General features: G+C 51.7%; 15 protein-coding genes. 1 reads left to right on the top strand and 14 read right to left on the bottom strand.

Annotation, left to right across the window (positions count from 1 at the left end):
* Window positions 1-214 precede the first annotated feature (214 nt).
* Both glmS and glmU read right to left on the bottom strand, forming a co-directional pair.
* Window positions 215-2,044: a glutamine--fructose-6-phosphate transaminase (isomerizing) gene (gene glmS / locus VSR74_RS16035; RefSeq protein ID WP_347795643.1), complete on the bottom strand. Its 1,830-nt coding sequence runs from the start codon at window positions 2,042-2,044 to the stop codon at window positions 215-217.
* Window positions 2,045-2,247: 203 nt separating this feature from the next.
* The gene (glmU, locus tag VSR74_RS16030; RefSeq protein ID WP_347795642.1) at window positions 2,248-3,618 is read right to left on the bottom strand and encodes a bifunctional UDP-N-acetylglucosamine diphosphorylase/glucosamine-1-phosphate N-acetyltransferase GlmU; all 1,371 of its coding nucleotides are present in this window, start codon (window positions 3,616-3,618) and stop codon (window positions 2,248-2,250) included.
* 345 nt (window positions 3,619-3,963) lie between these two features.
* Here glmU and VSR74_RS16025 point away from each other — a divergent pair, with 345 nt between their 5' ends.
* Window positions 3,964-6,111: a right-handed parallel beta-helix repeat-containing protein gene (locus VSR74_RS16025; protein ID WP_347795641.1), complete on the top strand. Its 2,148-nt coding sequence runs from the start codon at window positions 3,964-3,966 to the stop codon at window positions 6,109-6,111.
* Between the two features lie 387 nt (window positions 6,112-6,498).
* Here the strand turns inward: VSR74_RS16025 and VSR74_RS16020 are convergent, their stop codons facing one another.
* The 12 genes from VSR74_RS16020 to mnmG all read right to left on the bottom strand — a co-directional run bounded on the left by VSR74_RS16020 (window position 6,499) and on the right by mnmG (window position 17,513).
* A complete protein-coding gene (locus VSR74_RS16020; RefSeq protein ID WP_347795640.1) occupies window positions 6,499-7,197 on the bottom strand; it encodes a Bax inhibitor-1/YccA family protein in 699 nt (232 codons plus the stop codon).
* 197 nt (window positions 7,198-7,394) lie between these two features.
* Entirely contained in the window at window positions 7,395-7,814 is a 420-nt protein-coding gene (locus VSR74_RS16015; RefSeq protein WP_347795639.1) for a F0F1 ATP synthase subunit epsilon, read from the bottom strand.
* Window positions 7,815-7,834: 20 nt separating this feature from the next.
* Window positions 7,835-9,217 carry a F0F1 ATP synthase subunit beta gene (gene atpD / locus VSR74_RS16010; RefSeq protein ID WP_035893613.1) on the bottom strand — a complete coding sequence of 461 codons (1,383 nt, stop codon included), beginning with the start codon at window positions 9,215-9,217 and terminating at the stop codon, window positions 7,835-7,837.
* A gap of 26 nt (window positions 9,218-9,243) precedes the next feature.
* Window positions 9,244-10,107, bottom strand: a complete 864-nt coding sequence (gene atpG / locus VSR74_RS16005) for a F0F1 ATP synthase subunit gamma (RefSeq protein ID WP_015966595.1) — start codon at window positions 10,105-10,107, stop codon at window positions 9,244-9,246.
* A gap of 50 nt (window positions 10,108-10,157) precedes the next feature.
* Window positions 10,158-11,699 (bottom strand): F0F1 ATP synthase subunit alpha, encoded by a 1,542-nt coding sequence (gene atpA / locus VSR74_RS16000; protein ID WP_015966594.1) that lies wholly within the window; start codon window positions 11,697-11,699, stop codon window positions 10,158-10,160.
* A 12-nt stretch (window positions 11,700-11,711) separates the two neighbouring features.
* The gene (gene atpH / locus VSR74_RS15995) at window positions 11,712-12,245 is read right to left on the bottom strand and encodes a F0F1 ATP synthase subunit delta (RefSeq protein WP_347795638.1); all 534 of its coding nucleotides are present in this window, start codon (window positions 12,243-12,245) and stop codon (window positions 11,712-11,714) included.
* A gap of 14 nt (window positions 12,246-12,259) precedes the next feature.
* Window positions 12,260-12,730 (bottom strand): F0F1 ATP synthase subunit B, encoded by a 471-nt coding sequence (atpF, locus tag VSR74_RS15990; RefSeq protein ID WP_015966592.1) that lies wholly within the window; start codon window positions 12,728-12,730, stop codon window positions 12,260-12,262.
* Between the two features lie 61 nt (window positions 12,731-12,791).
* Entirely contained in the window at window positions 12,792-13,031 is a 240-nt protein-coding gene (gene atpE, locus VSR74_RS15985) for a F0F1 ATP synthase subunit C (protein WP_000429386.1), read from the bottom strand.
* 46 nt (window positions 13,032-13,077) lie between these two features.
* Window positions 13,078-13,893 (bottom strand): F0F1 ATP synthase subunit A, encoded by an 816-nt coding sequence (gene atpB / locus VSR74_RS15980; protein ID WP_347795637.1) that lies wholly within the window; start codon window positions 13,891-13,893, stop codon window positions 13,078-13,080.
* An 8-nt stretch (window positions 13,894-13,901) separates the two neighbouring features.
* Window positions 13,902-14,282 (bottom strand): F0F1 ATP synthase subunit I, encoded by a 381-nt coding sequence (atpI, locus tag VSR74_RS15975; protein WP_347795950.1) that lies wholly within the window; start codon window positions 14,280-14,282, stop codon window positions 13,902-13,904.
* Between the two features lie 615 nt (window positions 14,283-14,897).
* Window positions 14,898-15,521, bottom strand: a complete 624-nt coding sequence (rsmG, locus tag VSR74_RS15970; RefSeq protein ID WP_347795636.1) for a 16S rRNA (guanine(527)-N(7))-methyltransferase RsmG — start codon at window positions 15,519-15,521, stop codon at window positions 14,898-14,900.
* Window positions 15,522-15,623: 102 nt separating this feature from the next.
* On the bottom strand, window positions 15,624-17,513 hold the full coding sequence (mnmG, locus tag VSR74_RS15965) for a tRNA uridine-5-carboxymethylaminomethyl(34) synthesis enzyme MnmG (protein WP_347795635.1): 1,890 nt from the start codon (window positions 17,511-17,513) through the stop codon (window positions 15,624-15,626).
* Window positions 17,514-17,732 lie beyond the last annotated feature (219 nt).

Here is a 17,732-nt window from a genome sequence, read left to right as displayed (position 1 = left end):
TATGACAGTTTTATGACAAGGAAGAACTTACCGCAAACATAGATATAAATATTATTAAATTCAAGTTGTTATCAGGTTTTGCGAATTTCAGATTTCAGCAATATTTTCTTTATATGACATCAGAAACAGTAGCTGAAAATGGCAGATTGTCATAAATCTCAGGCGGGGAATGGCGTAAAAAAGCTCCACCCGAAGGTGGAGCCTGAGTGAGTGATTACTCTACAGTCACCGATTTTGCCAGGTTACGCGGCTGGTCAACGTCGGTGCCTTTAATCAGCGCGACGTGATACGCCAGCAGTTGCAGCGGCACGGTGTAGAAGATTGGCGCAATCACCTCTTCAACGTGCGGCATCTCAATGATGTGCATGTTGTCGCTATTGGTGAAAGCCGCATCCTGGTCAGCGAAGACATAGAGTTGGCCACCACGCGCGCGAACTTCTTCAATGTTGGATTTCAGTTTTTCCAGCAGTTCGTTGTTCGGCGCAACCACGATAACCGGCATATCCGCGTCAATCAGCGCCAGCGGGCCGTGTTTCAGCTCGCCTGCGGCGTAGGCTTCCGCATGAATATAAGAGATCTCTTTCAGCTTCAGCGCGCCTTCCAGCGCAATTGGGTACTGATCGCCACGGCCCAGGAACAGCGCATGATGTTTGTCGGAGAAATCTTCGGCCAGCGCTTCAATGCGTTTATCTTGCGACAGCATCTGCTCGATACGGCTCGGCAGCGCCTGCAGGCCATGAACGATGTCGTGCTCAACGGAAGCATCGAGACCTTTCAGGTGAGCCAGTTTCGCCACCAGCATCAGCAGAACGGTAAGCTGAGTGGTAAATGCTTTGGTGGACGCTACACCGATTTCAGTACCGGCATTGGTCATCATCGACAGGTCGGATTCACGCACCAGCGAAGAGCCCGGCACGTTACAAATAGCCAGCGATCCCAGATATCCCAGCTCTTTCGACAGACGCAGGCCCGCGAGGGTATCTGCCGTTTCACCAGACTGAGACAGGGTGATCATCAGGCTATTACGACGCACGGCTGATTTGCGATAGCGAAATTCAGAAGCGATTTCCACGTCGCACGGAACCCCTGCCAGTGATTCAAACCAGTAGCGAGAAACCATCCCGGAGTTATAAGACGTGCCGCACGCGATGATCTGGATATGCTCCACTTTCGCCAGCAGTTCGTCAGCGTTCGGGCCCAGTTCACTCAAATCAACCTGGCCGTGACTGATGCGTCCGGTGAGGGTGTTTTTGATGGCGTTCGGCTGCTCGTAAATCTCTTTCTGCATGTAGTGGCGGTAAATACCTTTATCGCCCGCATCATATTGCAGACTGGATTCGATATCCTGACGTTTTACTTCTGCGCCAGATTTGTCGAAGACGGTAACAGAGCGACGGGTCACTTCGGCGATATCGCCCTCTTCAAGGAAGATGAAGCGACGAGTCACCGGCAGCAGCGCCAGTTGGTCAGAAGCGATAAAGTTTTCACCCATCCCCAGACCGATGACCAGCGGGCTACCTGAACGCGCAGCCAGCAGCGTTTCCGGATTACGGGTATCCATAATAACGGTGCCGTAAGCGCCACGCAGTTGCGGGATAGCGCGTAACACCGCTTCACGCAGCGTGCCGCCCTGTTCCATTTCCCAGTGCACCAGGTGTGCGATCACTTCAGTGTCGGTTTCGGACACGAAGGTATAGCCACGACCCTGCAACATTTCGCGCAGCGGTTCATGGTTTTCGATGATGCCGTTATGCACCACCACAATGTGTTCAGAAACATGCGGATGCGCGTTGGTTTCTGATGGTTCGCCGTGCGTTGCCCAACGGGTGTGAGCAATACCGGTGCCGCCGTGAAGCGGGTGTTCTTCCGCCGCCTGAGAGAGCATCTGGACTTTGCCCAGACGACGCAGACGGGTCATGTTGCCCTTTTCATCGACCACTGCCAGACCCGCAGAGTCGTAACCACGGTATTCCAGACGACGTAAACCTTCGAGAAGGATCTCAGCTACATCACGTTGCGCGACTGCGCCTACAATTCCACACATAGTTTTTTAATTCCGATTTAGGCGATATGCCTGTCGTTGTCGGTCAACCTGTTTGCCCGTATTTTCGGGCGCCCCGAGCCTTTGTAGAGAGTGGGGTTATTTTTATAGGTACTGCTTTTATGGGCGGGAGATTATGTTATCTCCTCATCCCCAGTGTCTGCCGGATAGCGACTATGCCTTACCCGGCCAACAAATTTCAGGTATTACGTTTTCTTTACCGGACGCTGCCAGCCCTGTTTATGAACCTGCGGTACACGGCTTAAAACCAGTTCGTTATCAGCAACATTACGCGTAACGGTGGTGCCTGCGGCGATGGTCACGCCATTGCCGACGGTAACCGGTGCCACCAGTTGCGTATCAGAACCGACAAACACGTCATCACCAATTATCGTTTTGAATTTATTGGCACCGTCATAGTTACAGGTGATGGTACCCGCACCGATATTGACGTTGTCGCCAATTTCCGCGTCACCCAGGTAGGACAGATGACCCGCTTTTGAGCCTTTACCCAGACGCGCTTTTTTCATTTCGACGAAGTTGCCGACGTGCGCGCCTTCCAGCAGTTCAGCCCCCGGGCGCAGACGCGCAAACGGGCCGATGGTGCAGGCGGCGTCAAGTCGCGCATCTTCCACCACGCTGTAGGGGCTGATTTCGCAATCATCGCCAATTACCGCGTTTTTAATCACGCAGCCGGCGCCAATTTTCACGCGGTTGCCAAGCGTAACGTCGCCTTCAAGAATAACGTTAGCGTCAATTTCGACATCACGCCCGTGAGAAAGGGTACCACGGAGATCAAAACGCGCCGGGTCGCGCAGCATGACGCCAGCCAGCAGCAGCTTTTCAGCCTGCTCAGACTGGTAAACGCGTTCAAGGCGAGAGAGTTGCAGGCGGTTGTTGACACCCTCCACTTCGCTCAGGCGGTCAGGATGTACGGCGGCAATTTCACGCCCTTCCTGATACGCCAGCGCGATTATGTCGGTAATGTAGAACTCACCCTGCGCATTATTGTTGTTGAGCTTCGACAGCCAGCGCTTCATATCCGCGCCATTGGCAATCAGAATGCCGGTGTTAATTTCCGCGATCTGGCGCTGCTCGTCAGTGGCATCTTTATGCTCAACAATGCCGGTCACCTTGCCATTTTCGCGGGTGATGCGGCCATAGCCGGTAGGATCGTCGAGCTTGACGGTCAGCAGGCCAATGCCGCCCTGCGGTTTCGCGTCGCGCAGGCGTTGCAGCGTCTCAATGGAAATCAGCGGTACATCGCCGTAAAGCATCAGGATATCTTCATCATCAGCAAAGAACGGGGCGGCCTGCTGCATCGCATGGCCCGTGCCCAGTTGCTCTGCCTGAAGCACCCAGTTCAGCTTGCCGTCAGACAGCGTTTTTTTGAGTAGTTCGCCGCCGTGGCCATACACCAGATGAACCTGCGCTGCGCCTAATTTATTGGCAGCATCAATGACGTGTTGCACCATTGGCTTTCCTGCCAGGGTGTGCAGCACTTTTGGAAGTTCGGAATACATGCGGGTGCCTTTGCCAGCGGCAAGGATCACGACGCTCATTGTACTGTTAGACATATGCATCCTGTCTGTAAATTAAGTAGGAAGTAAACCCCATTTCACCTTGAAAATTCTACATATTTTTCATCATGAAATGGTCTGCTGTTAAAACGGTCAACCGTCTGTTGTTAGACGCCTTTCTGAGCCCATTTTCGACCATCATAAAACGTTTTGTCTTGTAAAAGTTTAGCCAGAACGCCGAATTACGCGCTATGCCACTGCTTAGGCTCTTCTTTTGCCACCTGAATAAAGATCGCTTAGAAATAAAACGGTGTTTTATTTAAGCTATTTTGTGACCTGCAAAAAAGAAACAGCATTTCAAATTGGTGATAATCGCAGCGGGAAACCATTCAGGAATATAATATGAAAAACAAATTACCTCTGGCTTTAACTCTGTGCAGCGCCGTTATCACCCTACCAGCACAGGCCGCAGATGCACCAATCTGGAAAGCGATTGCCTTTGGGCAATCGACCGATGTCAATTTCTCTTCTAACGTCCTGCCGGAAAAAGTTGGCGTGAACAACGTCTCTATTGAGGGTAAAACGCTCACCCCGAACAGCATGGCAGATTTGAGCAAACCGATTACCCTCGAAAGCCGCGGTGGCAAGATTGCTAACTCGCATGATGGTCTGACGTTCTTCTACACCCAACTCCCCGCAGAGGAAAACTTTGTACTGCAAGCCACGGTGACCGTCGATCAGTTTGGCCCGGAAAACGGCGCCAAACCGGCGGCACAGGAGGGCGCGGGTTTACTGGTACGCGATGTGATTGGCACTCCGCGTCAGGAGCCGCTGAAAGAGGGCTACGAGGAGTTCCCGGCCGCATCCAACATGGTGATGAACGCCATCATGACGCAGGACAAAAAAGATGCTCACCGCGTGAAGCTACAGGCCATCGCGCGCGAAGGCATCACACAACCCTGGGGCAATGCCGGATCAGCGATAAATAAGGTGAGCTACAAAGAAGAAGTTGACCTGCAAAAGACGCCGACCTTCCGCCTGAAACTTGAGCGTACCAACGAAGGCTTCATTACCGCCTGGGCCCCTGCGGGCAGTGAAGCGTGGGTCAGCGAAAAACTGCCACGCGCCGATCTTATTTCGGTGCAGGATAAGCAACATTACTACGTTGGCTTCTTCGCCTCACGCAATGCCAAAATCACCGTTCGCGATGCGTCACTCACCACGTCTCCTGCGCAAACCGTGGCATCCGCGCCTTTTGTGGCGAAAAGCTGGCCGCCGGTGATGCAGATTGCTTCCGCGGATAAGAGTCTGAGCAAGGATTACATCCTACAGGCGCGCGCCAACGGTGACGGAAACTTTACCGTGCGTCACAACGAAGTGGTGATCGGGCTTGATAAAGCGGTGAAGGCAGGCGAAATGTTTACCCTGCCCGCTCAGCTTCAGGAGAACAATAATTTCCTGATTAGCTGGACGCCCACAAACGGCAAGCCGGTAACACAGAGCATGGACGTGCAACTCATCACGACAATCACGGGCAACACGTTGCATGTTTCCCCTGACGGAAAAGCAGACGGGAAAGGTACGCAAGCGTCGCCGTTGGATCTCAATACGGCCATTAGTCTGCTGCCGCCAGGCGGAAAAATTATCCTTGCCGCGGGAAGCTATCCGAAAACAGATATACCGCTCAGCGCCAGCGGCCTGAAGGATAAGCCGAAAGCGCTGACGGCCGACGGCAAAGCGGTGATCCACGGTATGTTGCTGGACGCGAACTACTGGCATCTCAACGGTATCGAAATTACAGATAAGAGTTTGCGTATTCAGGGCAGCCATAACCTGATCGAGAACGTTGTGGCCTATCGCAACGACGATACCGGGATTCAGATCTCCTCGCCGGATAAACTGGGTCGCCCACTGTGGGCCAGCTACAACCGGGTTGTGAACTCGGAATCGTTCGGCAATGAAGATCCAGGCAAGATCAATGCCGACGGCTTTGCGGTGAAGATGCGCGTGGGGGAAGGCAACCGGCTGGAGGGATGTTATTCACACGACAACATTGATGACGGCTACGATCTGTTCAACAAAATTGAAGACGGTGCCAACGGGGTGGTAGTCATTGAGAACTCTATCGCCCGTAACAACACCAGTAACGGCTTTAAGTTAGGTGGAGAAGGGCAGCCAGTCGCGCATGAGATCCGCAACAGTATTGCCATTGGCAACCACCTTGATGGTTTCACCGATAACTTTAACCCGGGCAAGCTGGTGGTGGTGAACAACGTTGCCGTCGACAATCAGCGTTTCAACTACATCTTCCGCCCGAGCCCCTACGGCGATGCGTCAACGCAGGGCGTCTTCAGTGACAACCTTTCACTGCGGACAACGCCCGGAAAATATGATGATGCGGTGGTGGGGAATATTGATGCCAGTAACATCTTTATCACTGAAGGGAAAAGCGTAAACAGCAAAGAGTATCTCTCGCTGGAACTGCCACAACCGCTGGAGCGTAACGCGGATGGCAGCTTTAAGACCGGGGATTTTCTGACTAAAAATTAACGCCGCACATAAACAAAAAAGGTCGCCATCTGGCGACCTTTTTCGTTTGCTTCTCGTTCACACCGCATGTGTTGTGGTTTTAGTTAGCGGTACAGCGCAAAACGAAACACAGCAAACGAGTTTTCAGCCTTCCAACCTTAGTGGTTGATAGTACCGAAAGAGATATTCATAGAGCTGAAAAGAGCGATGATTTTGTTGATCAGTTTCATGATAGCACCTTTGTATGAAGATAATTTTTGTGACTCAACTCACAAAAATAAGTCTACTCTTCATTTTTTAATCGATCAACATTTTTGTGATTCATGTCACAAAATATCAAAACTGCTTTTCAGTTTTAGTTCAAATGAAACAGATCGGCGAAACCTGTATGGGTCTCGCCGACTAAGTTCAGTTGCGAGACATAAACAGACGTAACACGTACCAGAACATCGTGGCTATGGACGCAAACAGATGTAACGCCGCGCCCGCCGGGCGATTGGTTGGGTAGTGATGAATAATGTTAGAGATATCGTACAGAATGAAGCCCGCACACAGCAGCACCATTGCCGCACTGAACCATACGCCTAACGAGAAGCCCACAATCACGCTGGCAACAATCGCGCCCAGAGCGATGAACCCCGCCATGGTTAAAAACGATCGCATAAATGAGAAGTCTTTGCGGGTGGTGAACGCGGTAAACGTCAGGCCGCAAACCAATAGCAGCGTCGTTAGCGCCGCGGCGGGGATAATATCCGGGCTTATATAGCGCGCCATTGTCAGTAACGGAGCGAATATCAACGCTTCAGCAAGAACATAAATACCCAGACCTATCTGCTGCGTATTCTCGGAGTCTACATTGTCCGCCAGACGCGTCGCCAGCATGCTGACTAACATAAAGGCGCCCAGCACCACCAGCCAGCCGTAACGTCCCCCCGCAGCGAGCCTTTGCAGCATCATCTCTCCGATGCCCAGGTTCATTAATACAGCGCTCAACAGAATAAAACCCAGCACCGCAATAGCAAGATGGGTGTAAGTACGGCGAATAAATGTGGCGCGATCGCTCAACTGACCTGATTGTGGGCCTTCAAATGATGGTTTGAATGGCATGTTATGATCCCTCATATAATAACAATGGTAATAGTTACGTGAGAGACAAAATAGCACCGGGGAAACGCAGAGACAATTAGCGCTGTTGTTTTATGCTAACTTTTTGAAAATTAATTATTATTTTGTATATATACAGGTTTAACTATAAAAAAAGCCAGCCTGGAAACCAGACTGGCTTTCGACTTTTCAAGCCGGTGTTACATCGCTTTCCTGGTCAGCTCGATAACGCGCAACTGCGCGATCGCTTTGGCCAGTTCCGCAGACGCCTGAGCGTAATCCACGTCGCCGTGAGAGCTTTTAATATGCTCTTCAGCTTTGCGTTTCGCTTCCAGGGCTCGCGCTTCGTCGAGATCCTGGCCACGAATGGCGGTATCAGCCAGAACGGTCGTGCTACCAGGCTGCACTTCAAGAATGCCGCCTGACAGGTAGATAAACTCTTCATGACCGTGCTGTTTCACGATGCGGATCATACCAGGCTTAATGGCGGTGAGCAGCGGGGCGTGACCCGGGTAAATCCCCAGTTCACCTTCGCTACCCGTTACCTGGATTTTCTCGACCAGACCAGAGAACATCTGTTTCTCTGCGCTGACGACGTCCAGGTGGTAAGTCATTGCCATATCACCCTCCGATTAAGGCGTTAAAGTTTTTTGGCTTTTTCCACGGCTTCGTCGATGGAACCGACCATGTAGAACGCCTGCTCTGGCAGGTGATCGTATTCGCCGTCCATGATGCCTTTAAAGCCACGGATGGTGTCTTTCAGGGAAACGTATTTACCCGGAGAACCGGTGAATACTTCCGCAACGAAGAACGGCTGGGACAGGAAGCGCTGGATCTTACGTGCGCGTGCTACCACCAGTTTGTCTTCTTCAGACAGTTCATCCATACCCAGGATGGCGATGATGTCTTTCAGTTCCTGATAACGCTGCAGGATGGACTGTACGCCACGTGCAGTATCATAGTGTTCCTGACCAACAACCAGCGGATCCAACTGACGGCTGGTGGAGTCCAGCGGGTCAACGGCCGGGTAGATACCCAGAGACGCGATCTGACGGCTCAGTACCACGGTTGCGTCTAAGTGCGCAAAGGTGGTTGCCGGGGATGGGTCAGTCAAGTCATCCGCAGGTACGTATACCGCCTGAACGGAGGTAATAGAACCCGTTTTGGTAGAGGTGATACGTTCCTGCAGAACACCCATCTCTTCCGCCAGGGTCGGCTGATAACCTACCGCTGAAGGCATACGACCCAGCAGTGCGGATACTTCCGTACCGGCCAGGGTATAACGATAGATGTTATCGACGAACAGCAGTACGTCACGGCCTTCGTCACGGAATTTCTCAGCCATGGTCAGGCCGGTCAGTGCAACGCGCAGACGGTTTCCCGGCGGCTCGTTCATCTGGCCGTACACCAGGGATACTTTGTCGATAACGTTGGAGTCGGTCATTTCGTGGTAGAAGTCGTTACCCTCACGAGTACGTTCACCTACGCCCGCAAACACAGAGTAACCGGAGTGCTCGATCGCGATGTTACGGATCAGCTCCATCATGTTTACGGTTTTACCTACACCCGCACCGCCGAACAGACCGACTTTACCGCCCTTAGCGAACGGACACATCAGGTCGATTACTTTGATACCGGTTTCCAGCAGTTCCTGAGAGCTTGACAGCTCTTCATAGGACGGTGCTGCGCGGTGGATAGCCCAACGCTCTTCTTCACCGATGTCGCCTTTCATGTCAACCGGTTGACCCAGTACGTTCATGATACGACCCAGTGTTGCTTTACCTACCGGGACTTCGATCGGGTGCTCGAGGTCTTTTACATCCAGACCACGGCGCAGGCCGTCAGAAGAACCCATGGCGATGGTACGCACGATACCGCCGCCGAGCTGCTGCTGAACTTCCAGCACCAGCACTTCATTACCATTCTGTACCTCAAGAGCTTCGTACACGCGCGGTACGGCATCCTGAGGGAATTCGACGTCAACTACGGCGCCGATTACCTGGACAATTTTTCCAGTAGCCATCTTGAATCCTCTACGAATTAACCTGGTTATACCGCGGATGCACCACCGACGATCTCGGTGAGTTCCTGAGTAATGCTGGCCTGACGAGCTTTGTTGTATACCAACTGCAGCTCTTTAATCAGGCTGCCGCCATTGTCGGTCGCGGCTTTCATCGCCACCATACGTGCGGCCTGCTCGCTGGCCAGGTTTTCTACAACACCTTGATAAACCTGAGACTCTACGTAGCGACGCAGGAGGGTATCCAGCAGCGCTTTCGGATCGGGTTCATACAGGTAATCCCAGGATTTACGCTTCAGATCCTCATCTTCTGACGCAGGCAGCGGCAGGAGCTGAGTGATGGTAGGAACCTGAGACATGGTGTTGATAAATTTGTTGTTTACAATATAAAGCTTGTCCAGACGGCCTTCATCGTAAGCCTGCAACATCACTTTTACCGGGCCGATCAGTTCGGATAGGGAAGGGTTATCCCCCATACCAGTGACCTGCGCGACAATGTTGCCGCCAACGGAATTGAAGAAAGAGACGCCTTTAGAGCCGATCATTGCGATATCGCACTGAACGCCTTTATCAGACCAACCTTTCATTTCCGCCAGAATTTTTTTGAACAGGTTAATGTTCAAGCCACCACACAGACCACGGTCTGTCGACACCACCAGGTAGCCCACGCGTTTAACGTCGCGTTCTTCCAGATAGGGGTGCTTATATTCCAGATTACCGTTTGCAAGGTGACCAATCACTTTGCGCATGGTTTCTGCATAAGGACGGCTGGCCGCCATACGTTCCTGCGATTTACGCATTTTGGAAGCGGCGACCATTTCCATCGCTTTAGTGATCTTCTGCGTGTTCTGGACGCTTGCGATCTTACTACGTATCTCTTTTGCGCCGGCCATGAGCTTCTCCTCAATGCCTTGCGGCCTGCCTTAAGGCAGGCCACCAGACGTTACCAGGATTGGGTTGCTTTGAAGGAATCGAGGATGCCTTTCAGCTTGCCTTCGATTTCGTCGTTATAGCCACCGGACTGGTTGATCTCTTGCATCAGTGGAGCGTGATCACGGTCGACGTAAGCCAGCAGAGCGGCTTCGAAGCTACCGATTTTCGACAATTCAACATCTGCCAGGTAACCACGTTCTGCTGCGAACAGAACCAGAGACTGCTGCGCGACAGACATCGGCGCATACTGTTTCTGTTTCAGCAGTTCGGTCACTTTCTGACCGTGGTCAAGCTGCTTACGGGTTGCATCGTCAAGGTCGGATGCAAACTGGGAGAACGCCGCCAGTTCACGATACTGTGCCAGCGCGGTACGAATACCACCGGACAGTTTTTTCATGATCTTAGTCTGCGCTGCACCACCTACACGGGATACGGAGATACCCGGGTTAACCGCAGGACGAATACCGGCGTTGAACAGGTTGGTTTCCAGGAAGATCTGACCATCGGTAATAGAAATTACGTTGGTCGGAACGAACGCAGAAACGTCACCCGCCTGGGTTTCGATAATCGGCAGAGCGGTCAGAGAGCCGGTTTTCCCTTTCACTTCACCTTTGGTGAAGGCTTCAACGTATTCGGCGTTAACACGCGCAGCACGCTCCAGCAGACGGGAGTGGAGATAGAATACGTCGCCCGGGAATGCTTCACGTCCTGGCGGACGACGGAGCAGCAGGGAGATCTGACGGTATGCGACAGCCTGTTTAGACAGGTCATCATAAATGATCAGCGCATCTTCACCACGGTCACGGAAGTATTCACCCATTGCGCAACCGGCATACGGCGCCAGGTATTGCAGTGCAGCGGATTCAGACGCGGTTGCCACAACAACGATGGTGTTAGCCAGCGCGCCGTGTTCTTCCAGTTTACGTACCACGTTAGAAATGGTGGACGCTTTCTGGCCGATAGCAACGTAGACACATTTGATACCGGAATCACGCTGGTTGATGATGGCATCGATTGCCAGCGCAGTTTTACCGGTCTGACGGTCACCGATGATCAGTTCACGCTGACCACGACCGATTGGGATCATGGCATCAACGGACTTATAACCAGTCTGTACTGGCTGATCTACGGACTGACGTTCGATAACGCCCGGCGCGATAGCTTCAACAGCGGAGAAGCCGTCGTTATCCAGCGCACCTTTACCGTCGATTGGCGCACCCAGGGTGTTAACCACACGGCCCAGCAGGCCACGGCCAACCGGAACTTCCAGGATACGACCAGTACACTTAACTTTCATGCCTTCGGCAAGGTCAGCATACGGCCCCATAACGACTGCACCAACGGAGTCGCGCTCCAGGTTCAGTGCGATAGCGTAACGGTTACCCGGCAGGGAGATCATTTCACCCTGCATACAATCGGCCAGGCCGTGGATGCGGATAACACCGTCACTTACAGAAACAATAGTACCTTCGTTGTGAGCTTCACTCACAACACTGAACTGAGCAATGCGCTGCTTGATCAGTTCGCTGATTTCGGTGGAATTCAGTTGCATGCTCCAGTCCCCTTAAGACTGCAAGACGTCTGCAAGGCGATCAAGACGGCCGCGTACGCTGCCATCAATAACCATATCACCCGAACGGATGATAATACCTGCCATTACAGACTTATCGATATTGCAATTCAGCTTCACTTTGCGTGACAGACGTTTTTCCATCGCAGTGCTGATTTTCGCAAGCTGCTCTTCACTCAGTGCATTTGCAGAAGTCACTTCGACTTCAGCAATCGCCTCGCTGGCGGCACGTAAATGAATGAACTGCTCAAGAACATCCGGGAGCACTCTCAGACGATTATTTTCAGCCATAACCCGAATCAGGTTCTGACCATTTTCGTCCAGTTGCTCACCGCAGACGGAGATAAACGACTTAGCGAGCGTTTCTGGCGCCATCGCGCCAGAGAGAAGCTCTGCCATTTGTTCGTTCTTCGTCACCTCAGCGGTAAACGCCAGCATATCCTGCCAGCGCGCTACACTGTTGTGTTCGACGGCAAAGTCAAAAGCTGCTTTGGCGTAGGGGCGAGCTACAGTAACAAATTCAGACATCGGCCCCTCCCTCCTTACAGTTCAGCGACAAGTTTGTCCACGATGTCGCTGTTAGCAGCTTCATCCACGGAACGTTCGATGATCTTCTCGGCGCCAGCAACAGCCAGGATAGCAACTTGCTTACGCAGTTCTTCGCGAGCACGTTTACGCTCAGCGTCAATTTCCGCCTGAGCCTGCGCCACGATTTTAGTACGTTCCTGCTCTGCCTCAGCTTTCACTTCATCCAGGATCTGGGCGCGACGTTTGTTCGCCTGCTCGATGATAACCTGGGCTTCCGCTTTCGCTTTTTTCAGCTGGTCGGTCGCATTGGCCTGTGCAAGGTCCAAATCCTTTTTAGCTCGTTCAGCAGAAGCAAGACCGTCAGCAATCTCTTTTTGACGTTTTTCGATGGCAGCCATTAACGGCGGCCATACGTACTTCATGCAGAACAGAACAAACAGGACAAATGCGATGGCCTGGCCGAGGATTGTTGCGTTAAGATTCACAGCACAATGCCTCTTATCTAGTTAACGTTCTGATATTGCTTTCTAATTCAAGCAACGCTTACTACGCGACAGCAAACATCACGTACAGACCCAGACCTACAGCGATCATTGGGATAGCATCCACCAGACCCATAACGATAAAGAACTGAGTACGCAGCAGTGGAATCAGATCCGGTTGACGCGCTGCGCCTTCCAGGAATTTGCCCCCGAGGATGCCGATACCGATCGCAGCACCGATTGCCGCCAGACCCATCATCACAGCGGCAGCCATGTACAGCAGATCCATATTCAGGTTTTCCATGACAGTCTCCAGTTTGTTTCAGTTAAAACGTAGTAGTGTTGGTAAATTAATGCTCTTCAGACGCCATCGACAGATAGACGATCGTCAGAACCATGAAGATGAAGGCTTGCAGCGTAATGATCAGGATGTGGAAAATGGCCCACGGCACATTCAGAATCCACTGTGACCACCACGGCAACAGACCAGCAATCAGAATGAAAATCAGCTCACCGGCATACATGTTACCGAACAGTCGCAGACCGAGAGAAATCGGTTTGGACAGCAGGCTGACCCCTTCAAGGATTAAGTTGATAGGAATGAAAGCCCAGTGATTGAACGGCTGCAGCGTCAACTCTTTAGCGAAGCCGCCGATGCCTTTCATTTTGATGCTGTAGAACAGAATCAGGATGAACACGCCCAGTGCCATAGACAGGGTAATGTTCACATCCGCAGACGGAACCACGCGCAGCGCCGGCAGGCCCAGTACATGCTCAGCAATGTACGGCAGCAGGTCGATAGGCAGAAGGTCCATCAGGTTCATCAGGAAGACCCAGACGAAAACCGTCAGAGCCAGAGGAGCGATGAGTTTACTTTTGCCATGGTACATGTCTTTGACACTGCCATGAACAAAGCCGATTACCAGCTCAATCGCGGTCTGAAATTTGCCTGGTACGCCGCTGGTTGCTCTTTTAGCAACGCTACGGAACATAAGCAGGAACAACAGACCCAGCACCACCGAGAAGAACATGGAGTCAATATTGAGCGTCCAGAAGGTGGCTGGGGGGTTATGCGGATCTACCAGCGAGAATGTACGCAGATCAATCTGAAGGTTGTTCAGGTGATGACCTATGTAATCCTGCGGCGTCATATTTTCAGAAGCCATGATGCCTTTTACCCTTTGTTGTTAATTACAGCGGGTGCCAGTATCTGAACCACCAGCACCAAAATCCATGTCACGATTAGCGGTAAAAACACCGCCTTCAAAACCGCCAACGCCACAACCAGCAACACAAGCATCGCCAACACCTTAAAAGCTTCACCGAAGGCGAATGTCCAGGCTACTCGGCCCTTAGCTGGTGTGTGTACCTGGTGGCGCCAGGCAAAAATCATAAACAACATGTTAGGCAGAAATACTGCCATACCTCCGCATGCGGAGGAAATGCCCCAGAAGGGGTCTTTGAGGCTGAACAGCAGTCCACTTGCTATTACTGCCAGGAGCTGAATGAACAGAAGCTTACGAGCAACGTTTCGACTCACGAGCGACAATGACATCACGTTATTACTCCTGCTCCCTTTGAGGTATGCCGCGTGTCGTATAAAACGTTCTTTAAGGCTCAGAGTCAAGCATCAAAAAGCGGTCAAATTATACGGTGACGCCTCGTGATTTCAAACAATAAGTAGCTAAAAGGTGAATAAATGTTTAAATATTTTTCCTCACGCCTGTTTTTACGATTTTTGTGAAAGTGTGAACGATCGAACAAAACTGCAAATAAGGCGAAAACACTGACTATAAAGCGTGCGCCAGGTCACATAATAAACATTTTTGCTGATACTCTATTAAGATTAGCCTTAATTCATAACTTCCCATTGTTTTGATCTTAAAGGCAATTAGAGACAACTCTTTTCAAAAATGACTCACACATAGCAAAAACAGCTTATTGACATTTATAATAAAAATTTAACATCAGATTTTCATTTGCTCAGTGAACTGGTAGCACCCTGATATTTTCCACATTGACTATTTTTATTGTTAACAAAAAAAGTTACGTTAAAAATCAGATGCTGGCTGGTTAAAATGTCGTTAAATGTAACCAGATGTTCCACTGCTTTTGTCGTTTCTTTTTAACAAACAGGGGTGCCGTTTTTTCCGATATTTTTTGATAAAAGTTAACTTTTGTTTGCTCTAATCGTCACCAGATGACGCTCACCTTCCAGGTGTGGAACACGCAGTTCAACCACATTTTCTACGGAAAATTCAGCCGGTAACAGGCTGATTTCGTCATCAGGCCTCTGCCCTTTCAGTGCATAGAAGCCACCATTCTCTGCAGGTAAGTGCTTACACCAGCTCACCATGTCAGTCAGCGAGGCGAAAGCGCGACTAATAACACCATCAAACGGCGGTTCAGCCGGAAAATCTTCTACCCGGCTCTGTACCGGGGTGATGTTCTCAAGCTTCAGCTCGTGCTGAACCTGACGCAGGAAGCGAACGCGCTTGCCCAGGCTATCGAGCAGCGTGAAGTGTGATTCAGGCCGCACGATAGAGAGCGGAATACCTGGCAGACCCGGCCCAGTCCCTACATCGATAAAGCGTTGGCCTTGCAGATACGGCGCCACCACGATGCTGTCCAGAATATGACGGATTAACATCTCGTTAGGATCGCGCACGGAAGTCAGGTTATACGCTTTGTTCCATTTGTTGAGCATGTCGACATACGCTACCAGTTGATTTTTCTGGTGATCGGTAAGCGAAATGCCTGCTTCATCCAGTAGACGAGAGAGTTTGTTAATCACGAAAGTTACCTGTTGGTGATAATTTGCCGGATGGCGGCTTCGCCTTATCCGGCCTACGAATTTTCAGGGCGGGCAAGCGTAACGCGCCCGCCAGAACAGTCTTTAAGCGCTGCGGCGCAGCATACCTTGTTTTTTCAGCCAGACCAGCAGAATTGAGATGGCGGCAGGGGTAATCCCCGAAATACGAGACGCCTGGCCGATTGAAACCGGTTTATGGTCGTTCAGCTTGGCAATCACCTCGTTAGAGAGCCCATTAACCTGGCGATAATCCAGCGTGGCAGGGAGCAAAGTATTCTCATTACGTTGCTGTTTTTCAATCTCATCCTGCTGACGGGCGATATAACCTTCGTATTTAACCTGAATCTCAACCTGCTCAGCAGCCTGGGCATCGTCGAGCGCAGGCGCAAACGGGGTCAGCGCAGTCAACTGTTCGTAAGTCATTTCCGGGCGACGCAGCAGATCTTCGCCGCTGGCCTCACGCGACAGTGGCGCACTCAGGTGAGTATTCACTTCGCCCACAGAGTCGGAGGATGGAGCAACCCAGGTCGATTTCAGACGCTGACGTTCGCGTTCAATATTCTCTAACTTCTCGTTAAAGCGCGCCCAACGCACATCATCGACCAGGCCCAGTTCACGACCCGCTTCGGTCAGACGCAGATCCGCGTTGTCTTCACGCAGCATCAGACGATATTCGGCACGAGAGGTAAACATGCGGTACGGTTCTTTGGTGCCCAGCGTGCAGAGATCGTCAACCAGTACGCCGAGATAGGCTTGATCGCGACGCGGCGCCCATCCCTCTTTCTCGGCAGAGAAACGAGCGGCATTCAGACCCGCGAGAAGACCCTGTGCAGCGGCTTCCTCGTAACCGGTGGTGCCGTTAATCTGGCCGGCGAAGAACAGACCGTGGATAAATTTGCTTTCCAGCGTCGGTTTCAGGTCGCGCGGATCGAAGAAGTCATACTCAATTGCATAACCCGGACGGACGATCTTCGCGTTTTCCATCCCCTGCATAGAGCGGACGATTTGCATCTGCACATCGAATGGCAGGCTGGTGGAGATACCGTTCGGATAAATTTCGTTAGAGGTCAGCCCTTCCGGCTCCAGGAAAATCTGGTGCTGGTTTCTGTCGGCAAAGCGCATCACTTTATCTTCGATAGATGGGCAGTAACGTGGGCCGATACCTTCGATCACGCCAGCGTACATCGGGCTGCGGTCGAGGTTATTGCGGATCACGTCATGGGTTTTCTCGTTAGTGTGCGTGACATAGCACGGCACCTGGCACGGATGCTGAGACGCATCGCCGAGGAACGAGAACACGGGCATTGGGTTATCGCCATGCTGTTGCGCCAGCACACTGAAATCGATGGTGCGCGCATCAATACGCGGCGGCGTCCCGGTTTTCAGACGGCTGACGCGCAGCGGCAGTTCACGCAGACGGCGAGAGAGTGGAATGGACGGCGGATCGCCGGCACGACCACCGCTATAGTTATCCAGTCCAATATGAATTTTGCCGTCAAGGAAGGTTCCGACGGTCAGCACGACCGCTTTGGCTCGGAATTTGAGCCCCATCTGGGTAACGGCGCCGACGACACGATCGTTTTCCACAATCAGATCTTCAACCGCCTGCTGGAAGATCATCAGGTTTGGTTGATTCTCAAGTGCAGTACGCACGGCCTGGCGATAGAGCACACGATCCGCCTGAGCGCGAGTGGCGCGAACTGCCGGCCCCTTACTGGCGTTTAGTATCCTAAACTGGATACCCGCATGGTCGATCGCGGTAGCCATCAGGCCGCCAAGTGCATCCACTTCTTTTACCAGGTGTCCTTTCCCAATGCCGCCAATAGCCGGATTGCAGCTCATCTGCCCCAGCGTGTCGATATTGTGTGTCAAAAGCAGGGTTTGCTGACCCATACGCGCTGCGGCCATCGCGGCCTCAGTGCCTGCATGACCCCCGCCAATGATGATGACGTCAAAAGGATCCTGATAAAACATGGTGGTTTGCCTCGCGTAAAGCGGTTTGATGATGGATTGAAGCCCGGGCGTGGATTCTACTCAACTTTAGTCGATGGAGAAAGCGTCAGGATCTTTGCTAATTAAAAGAAGATCTTTTTATTTAGAGATCTGTTCTATTATGATCTCTTATTAGGATCGCCACCTGTTGTGGATAAGTGTGATCCGCTATTTAAGATCAATTGCTTAAGGAGGATCACT

It is taken from the genome of Pseudocitrobacter cyperus, from assembly GCF_039889165.1.
In the GTDB taxonomy this organism is placed as follows: domain Bacteria; phylum Pseudomonadota; class Gammaproteobacteria; order Enterobacterales; family Enterobacteriaceae; genus Pseudocitrobacter; species Pseudocitrobacter cyperus.
The sequence above is the reverse complement of the archived record's forward strand: the minus strand, read 5'-3'. Positions and strand labels throughout refer to the sequence as shown.